This is a genomic window from Asticcacaulis benevestitus DSM 16100 = ATCC BAA-896, assembly GCF_000376105.1.
GTDB lineage: Bacteria > Pseudomonadota > Alphaproteobacteria > Caulobacterales > Caulobacteraceae > Asticcacaulis > Asticcacaulis benevestitus.
In genome coordinates this window covers 252,251-278,967 of record NZ_AQWM01000003.1, presented here as the reverse complement: position 1 = coordinate 278,967, position 26,717 = coordinate 252,251, and the positions used below count along the sequence as shown (strand labels likewise).

Here is a 26,717-nt window from a genome sequence, read left to right as displayed (position 1 = left end):
AATTTTGTAATTGGAGGGCAGTCTATCATGCTTGGCTCAGGTTGTGAAACCTATGCATATTCCTGGATCGGACGCACGTCGAGCAGTTCGGTGGCGCCGGACTTGATGGCGCGTGTGGCGGCCACCGCGCCCGAAGCGGTCGTGTAGTACGGGATCTTCATCATCAGGGTGGCGCGGCGCAGCGAGAACGAATCCGCCAGCGACTGCTTGCCCTCGGTGGTGTTGAACACCAGATCGATCTCGCCGTTCTTGATGGCGTCGAGGATGTTCGGGCGGCCTTCCAGCACCTTCTTGATAGGCTCGACATCGAGCCCCTCGGCCTTGAGGTAATCGGCGGTGCCGCCGGTGGCGACGACCTTGAAGCCGAGATCGAGCAGGGTGCGGATCGAGTCCAGCACCACCGGCTTGTCCATGTCCTTCACCGAGACGAAGACCTTGCCCGATGCCGGCAGGCGCACGCCGGAGCCAAGCTGGCTCTTGGCGAAGGCGCGCGAGAAGGCGTCGATCATCTCTTCGCCGTCACGAATCCAGTCAAGGCCCATGACCTCGCCGGTCGAGCGCATTTCAGGCCCAAGCACCGTATCGACGTTCGGGAAGCGGGCGAACGGGAAGACCGCCTCTTTCACGGCGACGTGGCGATAGTCGCGTGGTTTCAGGTTGAACGAGGCCAGGGTTTCGCCCGCCATAATCTTGGCAGCGATGCCAGCCAGCGGCTTGCCCAGTGTCTTGGCGACGAACGGCACGGTGCGCGAGGCGCGCGGGTTGACTTCGAGCACGAAGATTTCCGGCGAATCGGAATAGGGGTGAAGGATCGCGAACTGGACGTTCATCAGGCCGCGGACCTTGAGCGCGCGGGCCAGTTCGACCGTCTGGCGCTCCAGCTCGACTACCGTTTCCGGCTTCAGCGAGAACGGCGGCAGCGAACAGGCAGAGTCGCCGGAGTGGACACCGGCTTCTTCGATGTGTTCCATGATGCCGGCCACGAAGACATTGCCGGAACCATCGGCCAGGGCGTCGGCATCGACCTCGATGGCGGCCGACAGATACTGGTCGATCAGCACCGGGGAGTCGCCCGACACCTGCACGGCCTCGCGGACGTAACGCGTCAGTTGCTCGTCGTCGCGGACGATTTCCATGGCGCGGCCACCCAGCACATAGGAGGGGCGGATCACGATCGGATAGCCGACCTCATGGGCGCCCTTGAAGGCTTCTTCCGGCGTGCGGGCGATCGCGTTGATCGGCTGTTTCAGGTCGATATCGCGCAGCAGGTGCTGGAAGCGCTCGCGGTCTTCGGCTAGGTCGATGGCGTCCGGCGAGGTGCCGAGGATGGGGATACCCTCGTCTTCGAGCGCCTGCGCCAGCTTGAGCGGGGTCTGGCCGCCAAACTGCACGACGACGCCGCGCAGATCGCCCTTCGACATCTCGACATGGATCAGTTCGAGCACGTCTTCGGCCGTCAGCGGCTCGAAATAGAGGCGGTCGGAGGTGTCGTAGTCGGTCGAGACAGTTTCGGGGTTACAGTTGACCATGATGGCCTCAAGGCCCATGTCCTTGAAGGCAAAGGCGGCGTGACAGCAGCAATAGTCGAACTCGATGCCCTGGCCGATACGGTTGGGGCCACCACCAAGAATGATGGCTTTGGCGCGATTGGTCGGCTCGGCTTCGCATTCCGGCACCTGACCGAGTGCGCCCGACTCGTAGGTCGAATACATATAGGCAGTCGAGGAGGCGAATTCGGCGGCGCAGGTATCGATGCGCTTGAACACCGGACGCACATTGAGTTCCTGACGGATGGCGCGGACTTCTTTTTCGGTCTTGCCCGTCAGCTTGGCGAGGCGGACATCGGAGAACCCCATGGCTTTAAGGGTGCGGAAGGCTTTGGCCGAGGTCGGCAGGCCGAGCGCGCCGATCTTGGCTTCTTCGGAGACAATGGTCTCGATCTGGCGCAGGAACCACGGCTCATATTCGCAGGCGGCGTTGATGTCCTCGACCGACAGGCCGTGGCGGAAGGCCTGGGCGATGACGCGGATGCGGTCCGGCGTCGGGCGGCCCAGTTCGCGGATCACGGCTTCGCGGATGGCGTCGGGGTTCTCGGCGGTCTTCACGCCCTTGATCTCGACCTCATCGAAGCCGGACAGGCCGGTTTCCAGACCGCGCAGGGCCTTCTGCATCGATTCGGCGAAGGTGCGGCCGATGGCCATGACTTCACCGACCGACTTCATCGAGGTGCCGAGCAGAGGCTCAGAGCCGGGGTACTTCTCAAAGGCGAAGCGCGGGATCTTGGTGACGACGTAATCGATCGACGGTTCAAAGGAGGCCGGCGTCGTCTTGGTGATGTCGTTCTGCAGTTCGTCCAGCGTGTAGCCGACGGCGAGCTTGGCGGCGATCTTGGCGATAGGAAAACCCGTAGCCTTGGAGGCCAGCGCCGAAGAGCGCGACACGCGCGGGTTCATTTCAATCACGATCATGCGACCGTCTTTGGGGTTGAGCGCGAACTGTACGTTCGAGCCGCCCGTTTCGACGCCGATCTCGCGCAGCACCGCCAGCGAGGCCGAGCGCATGACCTGATATTCTTTGTCGGTCAGGGTCAGGGCAGGCGCCACGGTGATCGAGTCGCCGGTGTGGACGCCCATCGGATCGACGTTTTCGATCGAGCAGACGATGATGCAGTTGTCGGCGGTGTCACGCACCACCTCCATCTCGTATTCCTTCCAGCCGACAATCGATTCTTCGATCAGCACTTCGGTGGTGGGGCTGAGGTCGAGGCCGTTGGTGACGATCTCCTTGAACTCTTCCTGATTGTAAGCAATGCCACCGCCGGTGCCGGCCAGGGTGAAGGAGGGGCGGATGACCGCCGGCAGACCGCCGATGGCTTCCAGACCCGCGACAGCTTCTTCCCAGGTGTGCGCCACGGCCGACTTGGCCGATTCGAGGCCCAGCTTATCCATGGCGTTACGGAATTTCTGGCGGTCTTCGGCCTTGTCGATGACCTCGGCCTTGGCGCCGATCATCTCGACATTGTATTTCTTGAGCACGCCGGAGGCATCGAGCGCCAGGGCGGTGTTGAGCGCGGTCTGGCCACCCATGGTCGGGAGCAGCGCATCCGGGCGCTCCCGGGCGATGATCTTCTCAACGAATTCGGGGGTGATGGGCTCGATATAGGTGGCGTCGGCGATATCGGGATCGGTCATGATCGTCGCCGGATTGGAATTGACCAGCACGATGCGGTAGCCTTCCTCGCGCAGCGCCTTACAGGCCTGAACGCCGGAATAATCGAACTCACAGGCCTGACCGATCACAATAGGGCCTGCGCCGATAATGAGAATGGATTTAATGTCTGTGCGTTTGGGCATCGTTGTCTTTCGTACACAAGGCGCAAGCCGTCATGACGGTTGCGCAAAATTAGAGCGGGCTGTGAATCTCACAGTCCGATGAAAACGCGCCTGACAGGCGCTGTATGTTTTATGGCTAAGCGGGTGCTTTAGAGGCTAAGGGCGGTCGTTGCAAGTCTTGATGTTAAGAATCTCGGATCGATCCGCTAGGTGTGAAGTCCTGAAATAACGGGAAACACAATCGCCCCAAGATTACACGGAGGTGCACGCGTCCTGTCCTTGCGGATCAAGACGCTGGGCGTCGCGGACTGTTGGAAAAACAGGGGCCGCGCGATCCTCAACCGGATCACACGGCCTCAGGATTACGTTTACGCGGTCACCTTGGCGTCGCGCATATACTGGGCAAAGCGCTCGAACAGATAGAGCGAATCGACCGGGCCGGGCGAGGCTTCCGGGTGGTGCTGCACCGAGAAGACCGGCTTTCCGGTCATGGCGATACCGCAGTTGGAGCCGTCGAACAGCGATACGTGCGTCTCGACCACGCCTTCCGGCAGCGAGGCGGGGTCAACCGCGAAGCCATGGTTCATCGACACGATCTCGACCTTGCCGGTGGTGTCGTCCTTGACCGGATGGTTGGCGCCGTGGTGGCCCTGGCTCATCTTGATGGTCCTGGCGCCAAGAGCCAGCGCCAGCATCTGGTGACCGAGGCAGATGCCGAACACCGGCACGCCCGAGGCGACCAGCTTCTGGATCACCGGCACGGCATATTCGCCAGTGGCGGCGGGATCGCCGGGGCCGTTCGACAGCAGGACGCCATCGGGCTTGCGGGCCAGAATGTCTTCCGCCGAGGTAGTGGCCGGCACGATGGTGACATCGGCGCCGGTATCGATCAGGGCGCGCAGGATGTTCTGCTTGACGCCGTAGTCGATGACCACGACCTTGAATTCGTGCTTGGTGCCGTCCTTGTAGCCTTCCGGCCATTGCCACAGGTCAGTGGTGTAGGTCGCGGATTGCGCCGAGGTGGCGGCGGGCGCGAGGTCGAGACCGCCGAGGCCGGCCCATTCGCGTGCCTGGGCCTTGAGGGCTTCGAGATCGAAGACGCCGGAGGGCGCGTGGGCGATGATGCCGTGCGGCATGCCGTTTTCGCGGATCTTCTTCGTCAGCGAGCGCGTATCGATGCCGGAAATGCCGACCACGCCGCGCGATGTCAGCCAGTCATTGAAGCTCATATCCGAGCGCCAGTTGGCCGGCGCGGTAGGGGCGTCGCGGAAGATGGCGCCCTTGGCGGCGCGCTTGGGGTCATTACCGAGTTGCTCGATATCTTCCGAATTGACGCCGACATTGCCGATGTGGGGGAAGGTGAAGGCGACGATCTGCTCCATATAGGAGGGATCGGTGAGAATTTCCTGATAGCCGGTCATGGCGGTGTTGAAGCAGACTTCGCCGAGCGCTTCGCCCGTGGCGCCGCAACCGAGGCCCTGATAGACCGTGCCGTCCGCCAGCACCAATACACCCGTGCAACCTTCCAAAAGCTCAGTTGTCATGGTGTATCATCTCCTTTGAGTCCTACTGCGGCGACCTTGCACGCAAACGGCGGGACACATAGGGGCACAGGCGCGCAGGATCAAGTGTTAATTGACCTTAACGCATCACGAATGCGGCAGGTTTGTTAGCAGATGTTATCAGATGTGCGGTTCGCAGCGTGTATAACCTGCCTGTGATGGTTGACCCTGCCTTGCCGGATAGGGTCTAATTGGCGCATCCACGATCATCTATTATGTCTCAGGAGCCTGAGCGCTTGGAAAGCATCACCCTATCGCTGTTTCTTTTGCTGGCCGTCGTGGTCAGTGGATGGCTGTCGCGTCTGTCGCCCGTTTCGGTGCCGGTGCCGCTGGTCCAGATCGCGCTGGGCGCCATCATCGCGCTGACCACCGGCGCCGCGGTCGATCTCAAGCCCGATGTCTTCTTCCTGCTCTTTTTGCCGCCGCTGCTCTTTTATGACGGCTGGAAAATTCCCAAGGAAGGCCTGTTCCGCGACAAGGGCACGATCCTGCAACTGGCGCTGGGGCTGGTCGTCTTCACGGTACTGGGCGTCGGTCTGCTGATCCACTGGCTTATTCCGGAGATGCCTTTGGGCGTGGCCTTCGCGCTGGCCGCCATTATTTCCCCCACCGACCCGATCGCCGTTTCGGCCATCGCCACACGCGTGCCGATCCCCAAGCGCCTGATGCACATTCTCGAAGGCGAGGCCCTGCTCAACGATGCCTCCGGTCTGGTGTGCATGCGTTTCGCCGTCGCCGCCGTGTTGACCGGCAGCTTCTCGCTGGTCGATGCCGTGGGAACCTTCGCCTGGCTGGCCGTGGGCGGCATCGCCATCGGTATTGGCGTGACCTGGGTGATCACGCGTGCGAAAAACTTCATCGCCCGTCGCATCGGCGAAGATACCGGCTCGCAGGTGCTGATCAGCCTGCTCATTCCTTTTGGCGCCTATCTTCTGGCCGAACATTTTCACTGTTCAGGCATTCTGGCCGCCGTGGCCGCCGGTCTGACCATGAGCTATGCCGAGCAGAGCGGCCAGGCCCTGCCCGAAACGCGCGTGCGCCGCAACGCCGTGTGGGATACGATTCAGTTCACCGCCAACGGCGTCATCTTCGTGCTGCTGGGCGAACAATTGCCCAGCATCGCCGCGCGCGCAGCCCAGGTGGTGCATCTCACCGGCCATGACGATCCCCTGTGGCTGATAGCCTATGTGGTGACGATCAATGTGGCGCTGATCGCCTTGCGCTTTGCCTGGGTGTGGGTCGCCCTGCGCTTCACTCTGTTCCGCGCCGCCCGCAAGGGGGAGCCGGTGCAGAAGCCGAGCCTGCGGCTGATCGCGGCCACGTCGCTGGCCGGTGTGCGCGGCGCCATTACGCTGGCGGGTGTTCTGACCATTCCGTTCGTGCTGTCGGATGGCACCGCCTTTCCGGCGCGCACCCTGGTGATCTTTCTGGCGGCGGCGGTTATTGTGGTGTCGCTTTTGCTCGCCAGCGTGGGGCTGCCCTTCCTGCTCAAAGACCTGAAGCTGCCGCCCGAACCCAAGGCGCAGGCCGAGGAGGACGAGGCGCGACTGGAGGCGGCCAAGGCGGCGATCATAGCCATCGAACAGTTTCACAAGGCCCTGGGTTTAGGGCCGCGCGACACCGATCTCTATGCCGATGCCGGCGCACGGGTGCTGGATTTCTATCGCCGGCGCGTCGAAAACCAGGCCCTGCACGGCGAGAACACGGCCCATCTGCGCAAGATCGAGGAGATCGAACGCAAGCTGCGCCTGACCGGTATCCGGGCGGAACGCGACACCTTCTACCACCTCAGCCGGTCACGCGCACTTTCCGATGAGACCATGCGCAAGCTGGTGCGCGAGGCAGATCTGGTGGAGGCGCGCCTGACCGGCGTTTAGGCGCCAGGGCGATTGGCTATCGCCTCCGTGACCTTACGTCAGGCCTTGCCATAGTTAAGCTCAAGCTCTCTGAAAAACGCCTCTGACAGTTTGGCGAACTGCTGAGCCTTGAGGCGGATATCGTCGCCGGCCTTGAGGCTGAGAATGGGACTCACCACTTCCTCCGACACCTTATGGTGATTGTGCAGGATCGAAGAGACGAGCGTCCGTACCTCCTTCAGCGCATCGCCTTCCAGCGCCGGATCGCGGTCGGCGAAATAGCGGTCCATGGCCAGGATCAGGTTGCGGAAAAAGGGCGGCTCAAAGGCATCGATCGCCGCGCCCAGCGCTGCCTTGTCCTCGCCCATCTCCGCCGCGATGCGAAAATCATGATAGGTCGAGAGTTGCAGGTCGATCTTCGCACGCGCTTCCGTGACATAGGCGGGGGGATAGCTTCGGGTGCTGGGCATGGCGGTTTCCTTGATAAGCTTCAACCCTACTCCCGTCGCGTCGACGCCGTAAAGCCTGTCCTTTTGCCAACAGGAAGCAGTTTCTTATTGATCCTTTATGCCGAACTGTCGTCAATCAGCCGAGACCAGCGCTTGGCGACCGAGGGTGCGTGTATTTTTGGGGTCGGGCCTCTATGCCATTAAGTAAACTTTCGCCCAGTGAACAGGCGGATTTCTTCCGTCTCGTTCTCGATTCGACCGTCGAGGGCGTGTATACGGTTGACTGTGAAGGCCGCACGACCTCGTGCAACGCCGCCTGTCTCACCCTGCTCGGATTTGATGCCACCGACGACGTCCTGGGTCTTAAGCTGCATGAGGTCATCTCTATCACCCGCCCTGACGGCGCGCCCTTTGCGGCCGAAGACACCCCCATCACGGAGGCGGCGCGTACAGGTGTTGGTCGCCACATCCCGCATGGTATTTTCCACCGTCGTGATGGCAGCGCCTTTCCGGTCGAATACCGCGCCCAGCCGATCCGCAAGGACGGCGTGCTCATGGGCGCCATCTGCACCTTCGTTGACATTTCTGATCGCGTCGCCGCCGATGAGAAGCTAAGCGTCGTTCAGAAGATGGCTGATTCCGCCTCCGAGCGCATCAATCTGGCGCTCGATTCCGGGGTGGTGCTCGGCACCTGGGTTTGGGATATTCCCCACGATCTTGTCTATGGCGATGAGCGTTTCGCGCGCAGCTTTTCGGTCCCTGAAGCCCTGGCCCTGAAGGGTTTGCCGTTTGAAACCACGGTGCGGGCGATTCATCCGGAAGACGTAGAGGGTCTGCGCAAAGCCGTGACTCAGGCGCTTGAAGGTGCGTCGTCTTTTCGTGCCGAATACCGTCTGCGTGATGGCGACGTCTGGCGCTGGGTCGAGGCCAGCGGCACGGTTACGCGCAACGCCGCTGGCGCGCCTGTGCGCTTTCCCGGTGTTCTGATCGATATCGATGAGCGCAAACGCTTTGAAGGCGCCTTTCAGCAAACCCACGATCAATTGCGCATGGCGCAGAAGGTCGGCGGCATCGGGGTTTTCGCCATGCAGGCGGATGCCGACGAACTGACCGTTTCGGAAGAGTTTTGCACCATTTTTGGCCTGGCTGTTGCACCTAAGCTCTCTCTGTCCGAGGTGGCGCGGCTGGTGCTGGATGAAGATCGCGCGGCGCAATCGACCGACGAAGACCGCGCCTCTGGCACCACGCCGTCCGAGACCGAGTATCGCATCCAGCGGCCGGACACCGGTGAGGTGCGCTGGATCTACCGCCGCGCCGAATTTATCCGTGACGATGATGGCAAGCCGCTGCACATGGTCGGCATGGTGCAGGATGTCACCGAGCGCAAGACCGCGGCCCTGCGTCTGCGCGAGAGCCAGGCCTATCTCAATTTGATGCTGGAAAGCGTGCAGGATTACGCCATCATTTCGCTCGATGAGGCCGGTCGCATCGTGCTGTGGAATGCCGGCGCCCAGAAGATTTTCGGCTACAAACCCAAGGACGTGCTCGAACAGCATATCGAGGTCATCTTCACGCCCGAAGACTGTGCGCATGGCGCCCCGCGCACCGAACTGGCCCTCGCGGCGACCAATACCCGCGCTTCGGATGAGCGCTGGCACATGCGCCAGAACGGGGAGCGCTTTTACGCCAGTGGCACCATGGCGGCGATGTATGACGACGAGGGGCGCGTCAAGGGCTTCATCAAGATCTGCCGTGACATGACGGCCCAGCAGCAGGCGCAGGAAGCCCTGCTCGAAGCGCGCAATGCCGCCGAGGCCGCCAATATCGCCAAGACCGAATTCCTGGCCAATATGAGCCATGAAATCCGCACGCCGATGAACGCCATCATCGGCCTCAGCACCATCCTGTCGAAAAGCCAGCCGTTGACGCCGCGCCAGACGGACTATATCCGCACCCTCTCCAACAGCGCCGACAGTCTGCTGGCCCTGATCAACGACCTGCTCGATATCGCCAAGATCGAAGCGCGCACGGTCGAGCTGGAAAACATCCCGTTCAGCCTGACGCGCCTGATGCAGGAGGTCACCAGCATGATGGCGGTGTCGGTGCGTGAGAAGGGCCTGACCTTTATCAGCGATGGCGAATGTGTTGAAGAGCGGGTGTTTGTCGGTGACCCGACGCGGATGCGCCAGATCATCGTCAATCTGTGCAGCAACGCCATCAAGTTCACCGAACTGGGCGAGGTCAGGGTGGCGATCACCTGCCTGCCCGCCGAGGCGCCCGATCAGGAGATCATCTGCCTGACGGTAAGCGACAGCGGCATCGGTATCGCGCCCGACAAGATCGACAGCATCTTCCATAAGTTTGTCCAGGCCGACACCAGCATCAACCGCAAATATGGCGGCACGGGCTTAGGCCTTGCCATTACCCGCACGCTCGTTGAAATCATGGGGGGCAGCATCAGGGTCAGCAGTGCGCCGGGCGAGGGCTCGACCTTCGAGGTGCTGCTGCCCTTGCAGGTTGCCACCAGTGATCAGGTGGCGCGCAGCGAATATTCTCTGGCCGCCGTTCAGGAAGGTCGCGTCGAGAAGCACCTGCGCCCGCCGGTTCTGCTGGTCGAGGACTATGAGCCCAATATCCTTGTCGCCACCACCTTCCTTGAGGATTTTGGCTACAATGTCGATATCGCGCACAACGGGCTTGAGGCTTTCGAGGCGGTCCAGCGCACACGCTACGTGGCGGTGCTGATGGACGTGCAGATGCATGGCATGAACGGTCTGGATGCCACGAAGCTGATCCGGGAATGGGAAGCGGCGGAAGACAGGCCGCGCGTCCGCATCATCGGCATGACGGCGCACGCCCTGGCCGGCGACCGCGAACGCTGCCTGTCGGTGGGCATGGATGACTATGTCGCCAAGCCGTTCCGGCCCGAAGAACTGCGGCGCAAGATCGAAAACGCCGCCGGTACGTCAGAGGCCTAGTCTCAGATAGCGCACACCCTTGCCGCGATCGGCCAGATGGGCGCGGCCGACCTCTTCAAAGCCCAGACTGGCGTGAAAGGCATCGGACGCCGGATTGGGCGGATCGAAATTGACCTCGCACACCACCTGGCTATGGCCGGCCTGGCGCGCCGCCGCGAAGACCGCCTCATAGAGCCGGCGCGCCAGACCTTCGCCGCGCCGTGAGGGTCTTACGGCCACGCGGTCGACATAGGCGAAGGCCGGATAGCGCGCCTTGAACCACAGGAAGTTGGGGCTGCTGTAAGGCGTGGTCTGGTCACAGACGATCAGCAGGCCGTCGCCATCATCGACCGCCGCTGCGAAGAAGGCGCTGGCGATCAGGGCCTCGAAGTCGGCGCGTGTCATCGAGGACAGTTCCGTGGCATGGGCTTCGTTGAGCGCATGAAGGCGATCAATCAGGCCTGGATCGAGGGGGGCTTTCAGGGGTGTGATCGTCATGCCGAATATCTCTTTTGGTGTTCTTTAACAGAATAAAAAACTAAGGTGGTTATTCTGTGTTCCTGTCCATCTGGAGTGCGTACACCATGCCTGTGAGAAGCATAAGACCTGCCGATCTTGATGGGGTCAATGCTTTGTGGGAATCGGTGTGGTGGCCGACGCGATCGGCCGCGGGCTGGGCCTGGCTGGAGGGTAATCCGGTGCTGAAAGACCGACCCATGCCACAAGGCTGGGTCTATGAAGGTGAGGACGGCGGCATCAGGGTGGTGCTTGGCACCATAGCCCAGCGCTTCTGGCGCGGCGATGAAGCGCTCTATGGCCTGACCGGTCACTCTTTGGTGGTCTCACCCGATATGCGTGGCGCCAGTCGGCACATGATCAAACGCATCCTGGCCCAGCCGGGGTTTTTCGCCTGCTATACACTTAATGCGAATGTCTTATCGCATAAGATTTACGGGCGTTTCGGCTTCGCGCCGTACCCGACCGGGACGGCCAGTATCAAGCTGTCCTGGGTGATCGATCCACTCACCTGCCTGGCCGCCAGCGCCCTGCGTCATGCGCTTGATCCGCATCCGAAACTGGCGCGCAGCGTCGGTGAGCGTCTGATGCCGGCACGAATGTGGGATGAAAAACCGGCGGTCAACATAGCCGGTATCGCGCCGCTTGATCATTTCGATGTGGCTTATGATCGCTTCTGGCAAGCCCTTAAGGGCGAGGGGCGGCTGATTGCCGATCGCAGCCCTGAGATCCAGCGCTGGCGCGTGTCCGATCCGGATCAGAACCTGCGTCCGCTCATGCTGAGCTTTAGCCGCGATGGTCGGATGCTCGGCTATGCCTGCGCCATGTTCGCTAAAGAAAACCCCATCGAACCGTTGGTGCTGGAGATCATCGATCTGGTGGCGCTGGAAGATGCGACGGACGCCATCCCCGGCCTGATGAAAGCCCTATTGCAGATGGCGCGTCAGCGTGGTGCGGCCAAGGTGCGCCTGTCTATGGTGTCGCCGTATCTGCTGAAGCAACTGGGATCTTATACCGATAAGGCGCGTCATGAAGGCGGCTGGCCGCACGCCCATGTGCATATGACCGCCGATGCGCCGGCGATAGAGGACTGGTCGCCTACGCCCTATGATGGCGACCTGTTCATGTCCCTGCGCACCCCGCCAAGGCTGGCTATAAAGGCCCATGCCGCCGAGTGAAGCCATAAGTCTCGCTAATATGAAGGGCTAGTTTAATTCGCTTGTGATGACAGGCCGGGGCTTTATGGTGCGCTTTCAAGCTCAGCCTACACGGGACAGCCAGCCTTAATATGACTCAGTTCGATCTGCCCCAATATGTGGCTGGCCTTGCCGCTAACCTGCATATCAATCCGCTCTATTCCTTATCCGGACTGGCCGTCGGCATTCTGGTCGGGCTGACGGGCGTTGGCGGTGGCTCACTGATGACGCCGTTGCTCGTCTTGCTGTTCCATGTCCATCCGGCCACCGCGGTGGGCACAGATCTGCTCTACGCTGCCATCACCAAGGGCGCCGGCACCGTGATCCACGGTTTCAAGAGCACGATCAACTGGATGATCGTCGGCCTTTTGGCACTTGGCTCGATTCCGGCCACGATCGCCACGCTCTACGCCATCCACCATTTCGGCAAGTCGGACGCCATGTCGTCGCTGATCACCCACGTGCTCGGCTATGCCCTGTTCGTGACGGCGGCCATGCTTTTGCTGCGCGGCGTCATCCAGAAGCTGGCGGAAAAGCGCTTTGAAAAGGCCGAGGTCGAGCATCGTCCGCTCCATACCGGCCGCCGCGCCATCCTGACCATCCTGACCGGCCTGGTGCTGGGCTTTCTCGTTTCACTGTCGTCGGTCGGGGCCGGCGCGCTCGGCGTCACGGCCCTGATCATGCTCTATCCGCAACTGCCCATCGTCAAGATCGTCGGCTCTGACATCGCCCACGCTGTGCCGCTGACCTTCCTGGCCGGTATGGGCTATTTTTTCATCGGCAATGTCGATCTCAGCATGCTGGCCTCCCTGCTGATCGGCTCGATCCCCGGCATTATCATCGGGTCGCTGTTCGCCTCGAAAGTGCCGGAAAAGGTGCTGCGCGGCCTGCTGGCCACCGTCCTGACCCTGGTCGGCTTCAAGCTGGTGACGGCTTAAGGCAGCCGAGGTGTGCGCTGGCCGACACGCTTTCGGCCGCTTTTCCCGTGATGCCCGATTTTGCTTGTGAGGTGTCAAATTGCCGCTAGATTAGGGTTAACGGCCCTGTCGCGGGCTGTTGGGGGGATATTATGGGCTTGCATCACACACGAAAACCACGTCTCAAAACCCTGACTGCGCTGGGTTTTGCCTTGGCTCTGGGCCTGTCGGCGCCGGCCTTTGCTGAAGCGCCCGCCAGCAGCGCCGGCACCGCCATCGCCATCATGCAGGCCACGTCCGCCCTGCAATCCGGCGATTGCGCCAGTGCGCTCAAGCCGCTCAACCAGCTCTGGCACGACCCTTATCTTGAGCAGAACGATCCCGAACTGGCGGCGCAATTCCGCTTTCAGTTGGTCGCCTGCACCGCCGATACGCAGGGCCTGCCGGCGGCGCTGGCGCTCTCGGTCGAGAACATGGCGCGCGCCAAAGATATCAGCGCCTACGACCTCCACACCTTCCTGCAACTGGCATCGAAGCAGCCCATGGCCGCGGCGGCGACGCTGGAGGCGGCCCTGACGCGTTTTCCGGATCAGGCCCCAAAGCTGACCGACACCACCGTCGTCGGCGTACTGATACAAATTCACGATAGTCAGCCAGCGATGACACAAAGCCTGCTCAACCATCTCGAAGAGACGCGCTGGCAGATCCATAATGTCACCGGTCGCCCGCTGATGGGGTATCTGCGCCTCCAGGCCTTGCGCGTCGCCGTGAAGGCCGGTGATACGGTCCATGCGGAGCTGTACCGCGCCGATCTCAAGACCGACAGCCTGTTCTACATCGTCAGTCAGGGCGACGGCACGATCAGCGACGTGGCGCTGGCCTCCGATCCGATCGGGCCGGTGCTGCTGCGTGAGATCGAGGATGTCAAGGCGGTCATCACCGCCAACCCGGCTGATCTGACGGCGCTGAGCTACCTGATGGGGCTGGAGAAGATGAACGGTCAGGACGCCCTGGCCCTGACGCAGCTCAACGGTATCCTGGCCCTGGTCGATCAGTATGGGATCGACAAGTTCGGGGGGCAGCAGGTCTATCCTGACCTGCTGGCCGAGCGCGGCGCGCTCTATGCCAATGTCGGCCGCTTTAACGATGCCGGCAAGGCCTTCGAGGAGGGCGCCACCAAACTCGGCGCCGGCAAGGCCAATGAGGTACTCGTCGCCTATATGAAGTTCCTTGTCGATAATGGCCGCGAGAAGGAAGCTCTCGCGCTGGAGGGCCGTATCGATATCACCGCGCTTGATGGCGGTCAGGCGGGTACGGTGCTGGCCACCGAGGCCTGCGCCATGGGCTATGCCGGTGATACGGCGACCTTTGCGCGCTTTATCGGCCTGCTTAAGGGGCGCGACCTGTTGCAGGTCAAGCCCTATCTGTGCGCCGGTAACAGCGACGCGGCGGCCATGGCCCTGATCAGCGCGATCAGCAATCCGGCCTTGCGTGATGATGTCATCTTCGATCTGCAAAACGACCTGCCGCCGATCGCGCTCGGCAATCGTGACGAGGTTTTTGTAACGGCGCTCGAAGCGCTGAAAGGCCGCGCCGATGTTCAGGCGGCGGCGAAGGCCAACAACATCATTGTCCGTAAGTGGACGGTGCGGATGAACTAGCGGATATCGCAGGCGATGGCCACGGGGGCCGTCTGGGCGGCAGCCAAGGTGCCGTTAAAGGTGGTGCAATCAAGCTGGTTTGGCGTGCCGGCGGTGGTGGAAGAATAGACGCGAACCATCAGCGAAGGCTTGCCACCGGCGATATGTGCCATGACGTCCGGATCGATGCCGCTGCCGGGCATCTTCACCGTCTGGGTGTTGGCCGCGATATCGACCTGATCCATGCCGGCCGGGATATGACCGTCGTCATCGACCTTGTCCCTGGCGGCTTCGACCGGCGCGCCGTAGAAAAAGCCCTCGACCGTCGCGCCCTGACCGAGCGTTTTCATCGCGGCGGTGGCGGCCGGTGTGAAGGTGACGGCGACTTCATAGGCGGTGTTGCCCAGTTCTGCGCGCTTGTTTTCGGCAGGCTTGCGAGCGCACATGCTGAGCATGGCGATGATGACCACAATAGCGGCGATGGCGACGGCGATCTGAGCGTTGCGAATGGACATGGTGCCCCCCCTTATGTGACCGGCGCTTCTAATCGATCCGGCGTGCGCGCGCCAGTCGTAAAAGTGTCATGCTCTTTACCTCAGGGCACCAGGCTGCACGAAAAGGGCAGGGGTTTTTCCTGCGCTGTTGCCACATAATCCTGGAAAACGCGGCAGCTCAGGCGTTCGTCCTTCACGCCGTCATGCAGGGCGAAGGCGGTGATCTGAACCAGCGGCTTGGGCCCGACAATGGCGACCAGCCGCTCTTTTTGGATACCGGCGCCGGTCATATGGACGTTCTGGTTTAGCGGCTCAACGATGACCGTGTCAGTGTTAAAGCCGATAACGCCGTCGGGTGTGACGAGATGCGCCGCCTCCGGTGTCGGCAGGCCGTAATAACGGGCGGATATCGTCAGCTTTTCGCCACTTTTTTTGAGGTGTTCGGCGGCTTCGGGCGTGAAGGAAAGCGCCAGATCGTAGCTGAAATCTGAGGCGGTCGCAGACGCCGGCGCTGGATTTTCCGCCGGTTTGGGCGAGCATTGGCTGAGGGTCATCAGGGCCAGTAAGACGGTAGCGCGATAAAGCATGGTGCGTTTCCTGTTTTGCGAAGTCTATCGCACCTTAAACAAGTAAGAAACCCCACCCCCCCTTGGCTTCGCTTCGCTCGCGGCCCCCCTCCCCACCAGAGGTGGGGAGGTATAAGAATATACCTCCCGAATTTAGTGGGAGGCGGTGGTGGGGAAACTGCCCTAAACCAGACCCGATCCCGTCATCTTCAAAACCGGCGTGAAAAAGGTCATTGCTCGATATCCATCTGGAACGGTACGGCGGGCAGGTCATCACCGCTGTAGAGGTTGGTGTAGGGGGCATCGGACCAGGCGTAGCGCACCCGGACGGTTTCCGGCGTGTTGGCGCCTTTGAGGACGATACGCTGCCCCTCCGCCACGGCGCTGACATAGCGGCAGGCGTCCTTGGCGTCGCAGGCCTCGAAGCCTATGGCGGTATTGGAGCTGTAGGTTTTCAGGCCGCTTTCGGCGTAGCGGAAACCGATCACCAGATCAGCGCCGGCGCGCGTCACCGAGGTCGCTTCCGGGCCGGTGGGGGCTATACTCTGGCCAAAGACCAGCTTATCGACGCCGCGCGCCAGCCGGTTGCCGATGATCGTCTTCTGCGTCGGGTGGATGTCGCTGCGGTCGCCGACATCGGTGCTGACGATCAGGGCAGCGTGCGCATCGGCGGCCACGCTCAGGCGCTGGGCCTCGCGCAGGTCCGCCCAGTTCGAGGCGCCGGGCTGGGTCGAGACCGAACCGTAGCTGGAGAGCTGCACAATCAGCATGGGCAGGTCGGGGGCGGTGAAGCTCTTGCGCCAGTCGGCCATCAGCATGGGCAGCAGGGTGCGATATTCCGTGGCGCGTTCGGTGTTCGATTCGCCCTGATACCAGGCGGCGGCCCTGACCGTATAGGGCGCGATCGGGGCGATCATGCCGTTGTAGAGGGTGTTAAGGCTGGTCGGCACCTCCCAAGGTGCTATGGGCCATGGCGCGCCGGGGATGCTCAGGCCCTTGACCGCCATCCCGGTCTTGTAACTCCAGTCGGCGGTGAGCGGGATGGCTTGGCCGTCGCTGGTTTTGATAAAGCGCATATCGGGCTTGCCGGTCAGGCCGCCGCTGCCAAGGACGCGCAGCACGATGACATTTTCTCCGGCCTTGAAGACGCCCGCCGGTACCTTGTAATCGCGCCACACCCATTCGATGCTGCCGCTGCCGACCCACTGGCCGTTAATCCAGGTGGTATCGTAGGTGGCGACCGGCCCCAGCGTCAGTTCGTTGGCCTTGGCGGCCTGTTCGGGGGTGAGTGTCACGCGGGTGCGCAGCCAGACCACGCCGTCGAACGCCTTCAACTCGGCCACGCCGCTGTCCTTCCAGCCGCTGGTCGCTTTGAGGCGTGGCCACTTGGAATCGTTGAAGGCTGGCGATATCCAGGCGCGCTGGGCCTTGGCGGATGCGTCGTGGGCATCCCACCACGCCTCCTGCCGCCGGGCGTGGTCAGCCTGCGCCCTGGCCGGATCGGCGGCATAGTGCGCCACATCATCCACCCCGGCGCTAAAGGCCGGCAAGGTGCGCAAAGACGCCGGGCTGATCCAGCTTTCGATCGTCGTGCCGCCCCAGTCTGAGGCGATGAAGCCGACCGGGACCTTGTGTTCCTTTTGCAGGGCCTTGCTCATCGCGTAACAGACGGCGGAGGCCTCGCCGGTCGTGCCGGGGCCTGCTACCTTCCAGGCAGGCGTGGTTTTCAGATCGGTACGCGGTGCGGCGGCGCTGTCCTTTTCGATCGTCACGAAACGCAGGTCCCGATTGGCCGAGGCGGCGATATCGCCCCAGGCGCCCGTCGCCAGACGGGCCGGGAACTCCATATTGGACTGGCCCGAGCAGAGATAGACATCGCCGATCAGGATGTCGTTGAGCGTGGTCGTCGCCTGACCATCGGTGACCGTGAGCACGTAAGGGCCGCCAGCGGGCAGGGCGGGCAGGCTGGCCTGCCACCGTCCGTCGGCGCCCGCGGCGGCCGTCACCGACTGGCCGGCCACGCTGATCGTCAGGGCGCTGTTGGCTTGCGCCTCGCCCCAGATTTGGACTGGCTGTTCGCGCTGGAGCACGGCGTGATCGCCGAAGATACGGGCGAAATGGGGCGCCGTCTGGGCGCTGGCCGCCAAGGGCATGGCGCACAAAAAGCTGACGCTCGCCAGCAGGCTGATTCGGCGGATATACGACCTCATGGCGGTCTCCCTTGCTATGTTTTCTTATGGGCGCGAGGCCGGAAATAGCCGCCACGCCGCTGCATAGCGTCAAAAAAGCCGCGCGTGTTCAAGCTTTTTTTGGCGAAATTTTTCGTTCGCTAAAGCCTTTTCACCCCTGAAACGCGTTTGCATCCTGATCAATTTGCCAAGTAAGCGATTGCAGCCTATAGAATGGCCCAAACGGGACTGAGTTACAGGGGATTTGATGGCGCGCAAGATCGGCCGACGCGGGGGAAATATCGTCACCATCCATGATGTGGCGCGACATGTCGGCGTATCCCCAATGACTGTGTCTCGCGTTATCAATGGCGAAAAGAACGTCCGCGAGGAAACGCGTGCCAAGGTCATGGCCTCGGTAGAGGAACTGCGCTATTCGCCCAACCTGGCGGCCAGATCTCTTGCCACGCAGGATTCGGCGCGGATCGGCCTGCTCTATTCCAACCCCTCCGTCGCTTTCCTCAGCGAGTTCCTGCTCGGCATCCTGTCGGAAAGTTCGCAAAGCGGCGCCCAACTGCTGATCGAAAGCTGCGAAGGCCCCGAAGGCGCCACCGTGGCGTTGGAAAAGATGAAGGCCGCCGGCTGCGATGGCGTCATCCTGTCGCCACCCCTGTCCGATTCGTCGCGCGTCGCCAAGATTTTGAAAGAGATGAACCTGCCGTTCGTCGGTGTCGCCATGGCGCGCCCCGATCCGACCGTTTCGTGCGTCACCATCGATGACCTTAAGGCCGCCTCGGCCATGACCCGCCGCCTGATCGAACTGGGTCATACCCGCATCGGTTTCATCAAGGGCCACCCCAACGCCTATGCCAGCCAGATCCGCTATGAAGGCTTCGAGGCGGCGATGAAAAAGGCCGGGCTGGAGATCGATCAGAGCTTTGTCGGTCAGGGCTATTTCACCTATCGCTCCGGCTTCGACGCCGCCGAGCGTCTGCTCAGCCACAAGACGCGCCCGACCGCCATTTTCGCCTCCAACGACGATATGGCCGCCGGCGCCGTGGCGGCCGCGCATCGCCTGGGCCTGGAAGTGCCCGATCAGGTGACGGTGGTAGGGTTCGACGACACGGCCATGGCGTCGAGCGTCTGGCCGGAACTGACCACCGTACGCCAGCCGATCTCGGATATGGCCGGCCTGTCGGTGCGCTTGCTGCTCGATCAGATCAAGGCCCATCGTTCCGGGCGGTCGTTTGAGGCGGTGCGTGAGGTGCGTGATTTCTCGCTGATCGAACGCCAGTCATCGGCCAATGTGGCAGGACCTGACTATGCGCCGGCAAAGCGCGCCAGCGATTCCTGAAATTGGGAGCGCTTTCGATACACGCCACAATTTATTTTCCTTGACATAGGCTGGCGTCTGCAAGATTGGTAGCGCTAACAAGCTATAAGGTGTCCGTAGCCGGCAAGGGGCAGCCCTTATGGCGAAACAGGACTATAAACGGGTAGAGAAGATGCGGGTGAGGTCACCTGCCCAATGCACTTAAGGACGAGATTGAAAATGTCTGATTCCCTGCCTACGGCCATGCTGCCGGGCGACTGGCGCAGCGCCACCCTGATCGGCCGTATCGAAACCGCCGAGGGCCCCACGCCCATCATGATCAAAAACGGCGAAGTGTTCGATATGAGCCCGATCGCCCCCACCGTGTCGCAACTGCTGAAGGTCTGGCCTGAGCAGGGTGTGCCCGAAGGCGGTCTGCCGTTCGGCGGTTTTGAGGATTTCGAATTTTCCAAGCTGTGGGCGAAGGATGGCACGGCTGCGCACCGCACCGGCAACCAGCTTCTGTCGCCGATCGATCTGCAATGCGTCAAGGCAGCCGGTGTCACCTTCGCCGTTTCGGCCGTTGAGCGTGTTATCGAAGAACGCGCGCGCGGCGATGCCGACAAGGCGCAGTCTATCCGCAACGATCTGGCCGAGCGCGTCGGTGGCGATATCCGTTCGGTGAAGCCGGGTTCGGAAGCCTCCGCCAAGCTGAAAGCCGCCCTGATCGCCGATGGCCTGTGGTCGCAATATCTCGAAGTCGCCATCGGCCCCGATGCCGAGGTCTTCACCAAGTCGCCGGTCCTGTCGTCGGTCGGCTGGGGCGATGAGGTTGGCGTCCGTTCGGATTCGACCTGGAATAACCCGGAGCCCGAAGTCGTTATGGTCGTCACGCCGGAAGGCCGTGCGGTCGGCGCCACGCTCGGCAACGACGTCAACCTGCGCTGCTTTGAAGGCCGTTCGGCCCTGCTGCTCGGCAAGGCGAAGGACAACAACGCTTCCTGCGCGCTTGGTCCATTCATCCGCATGTTCGACGGCGAAAGCTTCACCCTTGATGACGTGCGCTCCGCCGTGCTCGATCTCAAGATCGATGGCCCCGAAGGCTATGAACTGGTTGGCCGTTCGACCATGGCCGATATCAGCCGCGATCCGCTCGACCTGATCGAGCAGGCGATGAGCGAGCATCATTATCCCGACGGTTTCGTGCTGATGCTCGGCACGCTGTTCGCCCCGACGCAGGACCGTGACACGCCGGGCCGCGGCTTTACCCACAAGGTCGGCGACGTCGTGAAGGTGTCCTCGCCCAAGCTCGGCTGCCTGGAAAACCGCGTCACCTATTCCAAAGACGCCCGCCACTGGAACTTCGGCATCGCCGATCTGATGCAAAACCTGGCCGATCGCGGCCTCCTGAAGCCGCGCAATACGGCTCAGGGCAAAAAACTGGCTTCGTAAAGAGCCGTAAGATCTACAGAGAGTGAGTTACGTTTATGTCGTCTGCCATCTATCCCAGTCTTAAGGGCCGCAAGGTGTTGATCACCGGCGGCGGCTCCGGCATAGGCGCTGGCCTCGTCACCGGCTTCGTCCGCCAGGGCGCGAAGGTGCATTTCATCGATCTGGTCGATGACGTGTCGGCCACGCTCGATACCGGCGTGCTTGGCGTGCCGCCCGTCTTCCACAAGTGCGATCTTACGGATACGCCCCTGCTGGAAAAGACCCTCGCCACCATCCTGGCCGACGGTCCGGTGCAAATCCTGCTCAACAACGCCGCGCGCGACGATCGTCATTCGCTGGCGGAAGTGACGTCGGAATTTTTCGACAAGAACATCGCCGTCAACCTCAAGCACATGGCCATGTGCACCCGCGCCATCGCGCCGGGCATGAAGGCGGCCGGCGGCGGCGCCATCATCAATTTCGGTTCGATCTCGTGGCACCTCGGCCTGCCTGATCTGGTGCTCTACGAAACCGCCAAGGCGGCCATCGAAGGCTTCACGCGCGCCCTGGCCCGCGAACTGGGCCCCGACAATATTCGCGTCACCACCATCATTCCCGGCAATGTGAAAACCAAGCGCCAGGAGAAGTGGTATACGCCGGAAGGCGAGGCCGAGATCGTGCGGTCGCAGTGCCTGCCGGGCCGTATCGTGCCGGATCACGTTGCGTCGCTGGCCATGTTCCTGGCCTCGGACGATGCCGAACTCTGCACCGGCCACGGCTACTGGATCGACGCCGGCTGGCGGTAGTTTCTTATACCTCCCCATCTGTGATGGGGAGGGGGACCGCACGAGCCGCGAAGCGGTGAGATGTGGTGGTGGGTTTTCTTGCTTTCACAGAGGCGCGCATGACTACTCTTTTCCAACCCACCTGCGTCTGGGACCTCAAGGCCACCTTGGGCGAAGGGCCGATCTGGTCGGCGAAGGACCACGCCCTGTGGTTCGTCGATATCAAGAAGCAGCATATCCACCGCTACGATGTGAATATCGGCTCGAAACAGACCTGGCACGCGCCCAGCCCCTGCGGCTTTATCGCGCCGAAAAAGCGTGGCGGTTTCATCGTCGGCTGCAAGACCGGCCTGTATGATTTCGACCCCAAAACAGGCGACTTCACCTTCCTTACCCATGTCGAGCCCGGTTTACCGAACAACCGCCTCAACGACGGCTATGTTGATCATCAGGGCCGCCTGTGGTTCGGCTCGATGGATGACGACGAGAACAGCCCCACCGGCAAGCTCTATCGCTATGATGCGCGCGGCCTGAAGGTGATGGACGACGATTACGTCATCACCAACGGCCCGGCCGTCAGCCCGGACGGCAAGACGCTCTATCATAACGACACGCTGAAGAAGCACATCTACGCCTTCGATCTCGACGCCGATGGCCACCTGTCCAACAAGCGCCTGTTCGCACAACTCGATGCGCAAGGCCACACGCCGCCGCATGGCGAAGGCTATATGGATGGCCCGGTGGTCGATAGCGCCGGCAATGTGTGGAACGCGCTGTTCTTCGGCTGGGGCGTCAACTGTTATGCCCCGGATGGCAGGCTGATCCGCACGGTCAGACTGCCCGTCTCCAATGTCACCAAGATCGCCTTTGGCGGTCATGATCTGAAAACCGTCTACGCCACCACGGCCGCCAAGGGCCTGAGCGCCGACGACATAAAACAGCAGCCGCTCGCCGGCGGTCTGTTCCGTTTCGAGGTCGATATCCCCGGCCAAGCCCAGAATGAGATCACTCATGTCTAAAAGAATTCCAGCCACACCCAATGGCCGTTTCCGCTCGCAGGAATGGTTCGAGGCCCCCGGCCATATCGACATGGCGGCGCTCTATCTGGAGCGCTTCATGAACTACGGCATCACGCCGCAGGAACTGCGCTCGGGCCGTCCGATCATCGGCATCGCGCAGTCGGGCTCGGACCTGAGCCCCTGCAACCGCATCCATATGGAACTGGCCAAGCGCACGCGCGATGGAATCCGCGACGCCGGCGGCATCTGCATCGAGTTCCCGGTTCATCCGATCTTCGAGAACTGCCGCCGTCCGACCGCCGCCATCGACCGCAACCTGTCGATGATGACCCTGGTCGAGATCCTGCACGGCTACCCGATCGACGCCGTGGTCCTGACCACCGGCTGCGACAAGACCACGCCGGCTGGCATCATGGCGGCGACCATGGTCGATATTCCCGCCATCGTCTTGTCGGGCGGCCCTATGCTCGACGGTTACCACGAAGGCGATCTGGTCGGTTCCGGCACGGTCATCTGGCGCGCCCGCCGCAAGCTCGGCGCCGGTGAGATCACCGAAGAAGAGTTCATCGACATGGCCTGCGCCTCGGCACCCTCGGCCGGTCACTGCAACACCATGGGCACGGCCTCGACCATGAACGCGGTCGCCGAAGTCATGGGCCTTTCGCTGCCCGGCTGTTCGGCCATTCCGGCGCCTTACCGTGAGCGCGGTCAGATGGCCTATGAGACCGGCGTGCGCATCGTCGAGATGGCCTATGAAGACCTCAAGCCCTCGAAGATCCTGACCAAGGCCTGCTTCACCAACGCCATCGCGGCGGTGGCGGCCATCGGTGGTTCTACCAACGCCCAGCCGCACATCGTCGCCATGGCGCGCCACGCCGGTGTCGATATCAGTGACGCTGACTGGATGCACGCCCACGATATTCCGCTGATCCTCAACATGCAGCCTTCGGGCAAGTATCTCGGCGAGCGCTTCCACCGCGCCGGCGGCGTGCCCGCCATCCTGGCCGAACTGCTTGACGCCGACCTGATCGATGGCTCAGCCGCCACCATCACCGGCAAGACGATTGCTGAGAACAACACCGGCAAGAACAGTAAAGACCGCGAGATGATCCGCACCATCGCCGAGCCGATGATGGAACGCGCTGGCTTCATGGTGCTCAAGGGTAATTTGTTCGATTACGCCATCATGAAGACCTCGGTGATCTCGAAGGAGTTCCGCGACCGCTATCTCAGCGAGCCCGGCAATGAGAACGTCTTCGAGTGCAAGGCTGTGGTCTTCGACGGTTCGACCGATTATCACAACCGCCTCAATGATCCGGCGCTGGGCATCGATGAGCGCACCATTCTGGTTATCCGCGGCTCCGGCCCGGTGGGGTGGCCGGGCTCGGCCGAGGTGGTCAATATGCAGCCGCCCGACGCGCTGCTGAAGCGTGGCATCACCTCGCTGCCGACGCTGGGCGATGGCCGCCAGTCCGGCACGTCTGACAGCCCGTCCATTCTCAACGCCTCGCCGGAATCGGCAGTCGGCGGTGGTCTAGCCTGGTTGCGCACCGGCGATATGATCCGCATCGATCTCAATAAGGGCACCTGCGACATGCTGGTGGAGCCTGATGTTATCGAAACACGCAAAAGAGACGGTTTGCCACCGGTGCCGGAAAGCATGACGCCGTGGCAGGAGATCTACCGCGCCACGGTATCGCAACTGCACACCGGCGCGGTGATGGAACCGGCCTTGAAATATACCCGCCTCGCCGAGAAGATGCCGCGCCACAATCACTAAGACCCGAGACAAATCAGACGGATGACGTAAGTCTCCGTTTGATCTTTCCGTAAGGTTATCTTTTGGGCCATGCTGCACCTCGTCCAAACCGGCGCAAAGATGGTGCAATGCACCATCCGTGTGCGCTTGTTAGCGATAACAAACTTGCGATAAAATCACGCGAATTTTCATCTAACTAATTAAAACATCTCGCTGTTTTGGTGGGATATGCTTGCGCATGGCCCATCCTTTGCCTAATGCTTTTCGCCAAGCGTGGGGAAGACGGACGCCTTTATAAGATCCGCATGAAAAGCGCGCTTAAAGGTCAAGGGAATACGGACCATGTGTCCGTTTACAAGGGAGTAGAGGGATGTCCTCAACAACGAAGTCCGTGAACATGGGACTGGTCATGGGGCTCGCCATTGGCGCGGCGCTGGGCGGTTTGCTGTTCGGCTACGACACCGCCGTCATATCCGGCGCGGTCGAAGCCATCGATCACAATTTTGTCCAGCCACGTACCGAACTGTCGGAAATGGCACGCAACGCCATGACCGGCAACGCCGTCGGCATCGCCCTGTGGGGCTGTTTCCTCGGCTCACTGATCGCCGGCCCTCTGGCTACGTCGATCGGTCGCCGCACCGGCATGATGATTGCCGCCGTTATCTTTTTCATCTCGTCGATCCTCGCCGGTTATCCTGAGTTCGGTTTGGCCCCGATCGGTGGCATGGGCGTCGATGCGCTTACCCCCTTCCAGATTTACCGCTTCCTCGGTGGCGTTGCCATCGGCATGGCCTCGTTGATTTCGCCGATGTACATCGCGGAAATCGCGCCCGCCAAGCATCGCGGCCTGCTGGTCACGTTCCAGCAGATCGCCATCGTCGGCGGTATGTTGCTGGTCTATTTCGTCAATCTCAAGATCGGCGAAATGGGTGATGACGCCTGGGTGCTGTCCACCGGCTGGCGCCACATGCTGGCCTCCTGCGCCATCCCCGCCGGCCTGTTCTTCCTGGCCGCCTTCTTCATGCCCGATACCCCGCGCTGGTATATGATGAAGGGCAAGGAAGACAAGGCGCGCGCCCTGCTGACCCAGCTTGACGGCCCTGAAGAAGCCGAAAACACCATGGTCGAAATCAAGGACAGCCTGAAGGCCAACTCCGGCAAGCTGTTCTCGTTCGGCGTGGGCGTTATCGTCATCGGCGTGCTGCTCTCGGTCTTCCAGCAGTTCGTCGGCATCAACGCCGTGCTCTATTACGCGCCGCTGATGTTCAAGAACATGGGCTCCGGCACTGATACAGCCTTGCTGCAAACCGTCATCGTCGGCGCGGCCAATGTGCTGTTCACCCTGGTCGCCACCGCCACCGTCGATCGCTGGGGCCGCAAGCCGCTGCTCATCCTCGGCGCGCTGATGATGGCGGCCTCGATGGCCGCTCTGGGCTGGATGTTCCAGAACCACACCGAAGGCAATGCGCTGTTGTTCGCCGCCATCTTCTACATCGCCGGTTTCGCCCTGTCTTGGGGGCCGGTCGTATGGGTGCTGCTGTCGGAAATGTTCCCGAACTCGATCAAGGGACCGGCCATGGCCGTCGCGGTCGCGGCGCAATGGATCTCCAACTATATCGTCACCGCCTCCTTCAAGGTGGTCGACGGCGATACGGCGATCAATGCCGTCTTCAATCACGGCCTGAACTACTACGTTTACGCCGCCTGCTCGGTTCTGGCAGCGCTGTTCGTGTGGAAGTTCGTGCCGGAAACCAAGGGCAAGACTCTGGAGGCCATTGAAGGCCTGTGGAAGAAGTCGTAGAGTTTACGATATCAAAAGGGGCGGAATCTTACAGGGGTTCCGCCTTTCTGCCTTTAAGCGATAATGCGCTCAAGCAGCGATAGCGATAGCGCAAAAAAAAAGAGACCATAAAATGCTGCGCTTAAGCTCCGCCGACACAAGTCTTGATATCAACCCCGATGTGGGCGGCAGCGTTTCGCGCCTGATCCACAAGGGCGCAGATGTCCTCCGTCCGACCTTGGACGGCGAGCAGCGCGTGCTTTTCACCGCTTGTTTTCCGCTCGTGCCGTTCTGCAATCGCATCCGTAACGGCGAGTTCATGGTGGAGGGCCACAAGGTCAAGCTGCCGTCGAACCACGAGGGCAGCCCGCACACCTTGCACGGCCATGGCTGGCAAAACCGCTGGAAGGTGGTCGAGGCCACTGCGAGCCGTGCCGTGCTGAGCTATCGCCACGCGCCGGATAGCTGGCCGTGGGAATACGAAGCGACGCTGATCTATGAACTGCGCCCGGCGGGCCTGCGCGCCTTTCTCAGCGTCAAGAACCTGTCACGCAGCACCATGCCGGCGGGGCTCGGTTTTCACCCCTATTTCAACCGCACGCCGAACTCACGCCTCAAGGCTGCGGTCGATGGCGTGTGGATTTCCGACGACGAAATCCTGCCGCGCAACTGGCATGGCGGGCCGTTGAAAAAAGACTGGACCCATACCGATACGGTGGCGCACGATATCACCATCGATAACGCCTATACCGGCTTCAACGGTCGCGCCGAAATCTATGACGGCGATCACCTGACCCATACCCTGCGCGCCTCGCCGGATTGTCACTGGCTGCATGTGTTCGTGCCGCTGGGCGAAGACTATTTCTGCATCGAGCCGGTCAACCACATGCCCGATCCGTTCAACCAGCCGAATTCCGGCCTCAAGTGCCTGAAAGCGGGCGAGACGTCCATCGTCTGGATGGATATCGCTTTCTAAAC

The 26,717-nt window shown here is 61.7% G+C and carries 19 protein-coding genes; 12 read left to right on the top strand and 7 right to left on the bottom strand.

Annotated elements, in window-relative coordinates; all coding sequences use genetic code 11:
• Nucleotides 1-50 precede the first annotated feature (50 nt).
• Nucleotides 51-3,353 carry a carbamoyl-phosphate synthase large subunit gene (carB, locus tag B060_RS0107010; RefSeq protein ID WP_018081060.1) on the bottom strand — a complete coding sequence of 1,101 codons (3,303 nt, stop codon included), beginning with the start codon at nt 3,351-3,353 and terminating at the stop codon, nt 51-53.
• Nucleotides 3,354-3,700: 347 nt separating this feature from the next.
• Nucleotides 3,701-4,876: a glutamine-hydrolyzing carbamoyl-phosphate synthase small subunit gene (carA, locus tag B060_RS0107005; protein WP_026172666.1), complete on the bottom strand. Its 1,176-nt coding sequence runs from the start codon at nt 4,874-4,876 to the stop codon at nt 3,701-3,703.
• A gap of 254 nt (nt 4,877-5,130) precedes the next feature.
• Here carA and B060_RS0107000 point away from each other — a divergent pair, with 254 nt between their 5' ends.
• Entirely contained in the window at nt 5,131-6,771 is a 1,641-nt protein-coding gene (locus tag B060_RS0107000) for a Na+/H+ antiporter (protein ID WP_018081058.1), read from the top strand.
• A gap of 38 nt (nt 6,772-6,809) precedes the next feature.
• Here the strand turns inward: B060_RS0107000 and B060_RS0106995 are convergent, their stop codons facing one another.
• Complete coding sequence (locus B060_RS0106995; protein WP_155847726.1) at nt 6,810-7,220, bottom strand: hypothetical protein; 411 nt, start codon at nt 7,218-7,220, stop codon at nt 6,810-6,812.
• 173 nt (nt 7,221-7,393) lie between these two features.
• On the opposite strand from B060_RS0106995, the gene B060_RS26025 reads away from it, so the two are divergent.
• Nucleotides 7,394-10,177 (top strand): PAS domain-containing hybrid sensor histidine kinase/response regulator, encoded by a 2,784-nt coding sequence (locus B060_RS26025; RefSeq protein WP_018081056.1) that lies wholly within the window; start codon nt 7,394-7,396, stop codon nt 10,175-10,177.
• Here the strand turns inward: B060_RS26025 and B060_RS0106985 are convergent.
• Nucleotides 10,166-10,654 (bottom strand): GNAT family N-acetyltransferase, encoded by a 489-nt coding sequence (locus B060_RS0106985; protein WP_018081055.1) that lies wholly within the window; start codon nt 10,652-10,654, stop codon nt 10,166-10,168. The genes B060_RS26025 and B060_RS0106985 overlap by 12 nt on opposite strands.
• An 86-nt stretch (nt 10,655-10,740) precedes the next feature.
• Here B060_RS0106985 and B060_RS23990 point away from each other — a divergent pair, with 86 nt between their 5' ends.
• From B060_RS23990 to B060_RS0106970, 3 genes are all read left to right on the top strand, one after another.
• Nucleotides 10,741-11,850 (top strand): N-acetyltransferase, encoded by a 1,110-nt coding sequence (locus tag B060_RS23990; RefSeq protein ID WP_155847727.1) that lies wholly within the window; start codon nt 10,741-10,743, stop codon nt 11,848-11,850.
• A gap of 110 nt (nt 11,851-11,960) precedes the next feature.
• Nucleotides 11,961-12,806, top strand: coding sequence for a sulfite exporter TauE/SafE family protein (locus tag B060_RS0106975; protein WP_018081053.1), 846 nt, complete (start codon nt 11,961-11,963; stop codon nt 12,804-12,806).
• Between the two features lie 131 nt (nt 12,807-12,937).
• Nucleotides 12,938-14,446: a hypothetical protein gene (locus B060_RS0106970; RefSeq protein WP_018081052.1), complete on the top strand. Its 1,509-nt coding sequence runs from the start codon at nt 12,938-12,940 to the stop codon at nt 14,444-14,446.
• Here the strand turns inward: B060_RS0106970 and B060_RS0106965 are convergent.
• The 3 genes from B060_RS0106965 to B060_RS0106955 all read right to left on the bottom strand — a co-directional run bounded on the left by B060_RS0106965 (nt 14,443) and on the right by B060_RS0106955 (nt 17,695).
• The gene (locus B060_RS0106965) at nt 14,443-14,940 is read right to left on the bottom strand and encodes a hypothetical protein (protein ID WP_018081051.1); all 498 of its coding nucleotides are present in this window, start codon (nt 14,938-14,940) and stop codon (nt 14,443-14,445) included. The two genes, B060_RS0106970 and B060_RS0106965, sit on opposite strands and share 4 nt — an antisense overlap.
• An 80-nt stretch (nt 14,941-15,020) precedes the next feature.
• Nucleotides 15,021-15,506 carry a hypothetical protein gene (locus B060_RS0106960; protein ID WP_018081050.1) on the bottom strand — a complete coding sequence of 162 codons (486 nt, stop codon included), beginning with the start codon at nt 15,504-15,506 and terminating at the stop codon, nt 15,021-15,023.
• Nucleotides 15,507-15,715: 209 nt separating this feature from the next.
• On the bottom strand, nt 15,716-17,695 hold the full coding sequence (locus B060_RS0106955) for a sialate O-acetylesterase (protein ID WP_018081049.1): 1,980 nt from the start codon (nt 17,693-17,695) through the stop codon (nt 15,716-15,718).
• A 226-nt stretch (nt 17,696-17,921) separates the two neighbouring features.
• On the opposite strand from B060_RS0106955, the gene B060_RS0106950 reads away from it, so the two are divergent.
• The 7 genes from B060_RS0106950 (at nt 17,922) to B060_RS0106915 (ending at nt 26,715) form a co-directional block, all read left to right on the top strand.
• Nucleotides 17,922-19,007 (top strand): LacI family DNA-binding transcriptional regulator, encoded by a 1,086-nt coding sequence (locus tag B060_RS0106950; protein ID WP_018081048.1) that lies wholly within the window; start codon nt 17,922-17,924, stop codon nt 19,005-19,007.
• A 198-nt stretch (nt 19,008-19,205) separates the two neighbouring features.
• Nucleotides 19,206-20,417 (top strand): fumarylacetoacetate hydrolase family protein, encoded by a 1,212-nt coding sequence (locus B060_RS0106945; protein WP_018081047.1) that lies wholly within the window; start codon nt 19,206-19,208, stop codon nt 20,415-20,417.
• A gap of 35 nt (nt 20,418-20,452) precedes the next feature.
• The gene (xylB, locus tag B060_RS0106940) at nt 20,453-21,202 is read left to right on the top strand and encodes a D-xylose 1-dehydrogenase (protein WP_018081046.1); all 750 of its coding nucleotides are present in this window, start codon (nt 20,453-20,455) and stop codon (nt 21,200-21,202) included.
• A gap of 98 nt (nt 21,203-21,300) precedes the next feature.
• Nucleotides 21,301-22,200, top strand: a complete 900-nt coding sequence (locus B060_RS0106935) for an SMP-30/gluconolactonase/LRE family protein (RefSeq protein WP_018081045.1) — start codon at nt 21,301-21,303, stop codon at nt 22,198-22,200.
• Complete coding sequence (locus B060_RS0106930) at nt 22,193-23,980, top strand: IlvD/Edd family dehydratase (RefSeq protein WP_018081044.1); 1,788 nt, start codon at nt 22,193-22,195, stop codon at nt 23,978-23,980. Before B060_RS0106935 ends, B060_RS0106930 begins: the two co-directional genes overlap by 8 nt.
• A gap of 349 nt (nt 23,981-24,329) precedes the next feature.
• Complete coding sequence (locus B060_RS0106920; RefSeq protein WP_081606804.1) at nt 24,330-25,760, top strand: sugar porter family MFS transporter; 1,431 nt, start codon at nt 24,330-24,332, stop codon at nt 25,758-25,760.
• Nucleotides 25,761-25,872: 112 nt separating this feature from the next.
• A complete protein-coding gene (locus B060_RS0106915) occupies nt 25,873-26,715 on the top strand; it encodes an aldose 1-epimerase (protein ID WP_018081042.1) in 843 nt (280 codons plus the stop codon).
• The last annotated feature ends 2 nt before the right edge of the window (nt 26,716-26,717 follow it).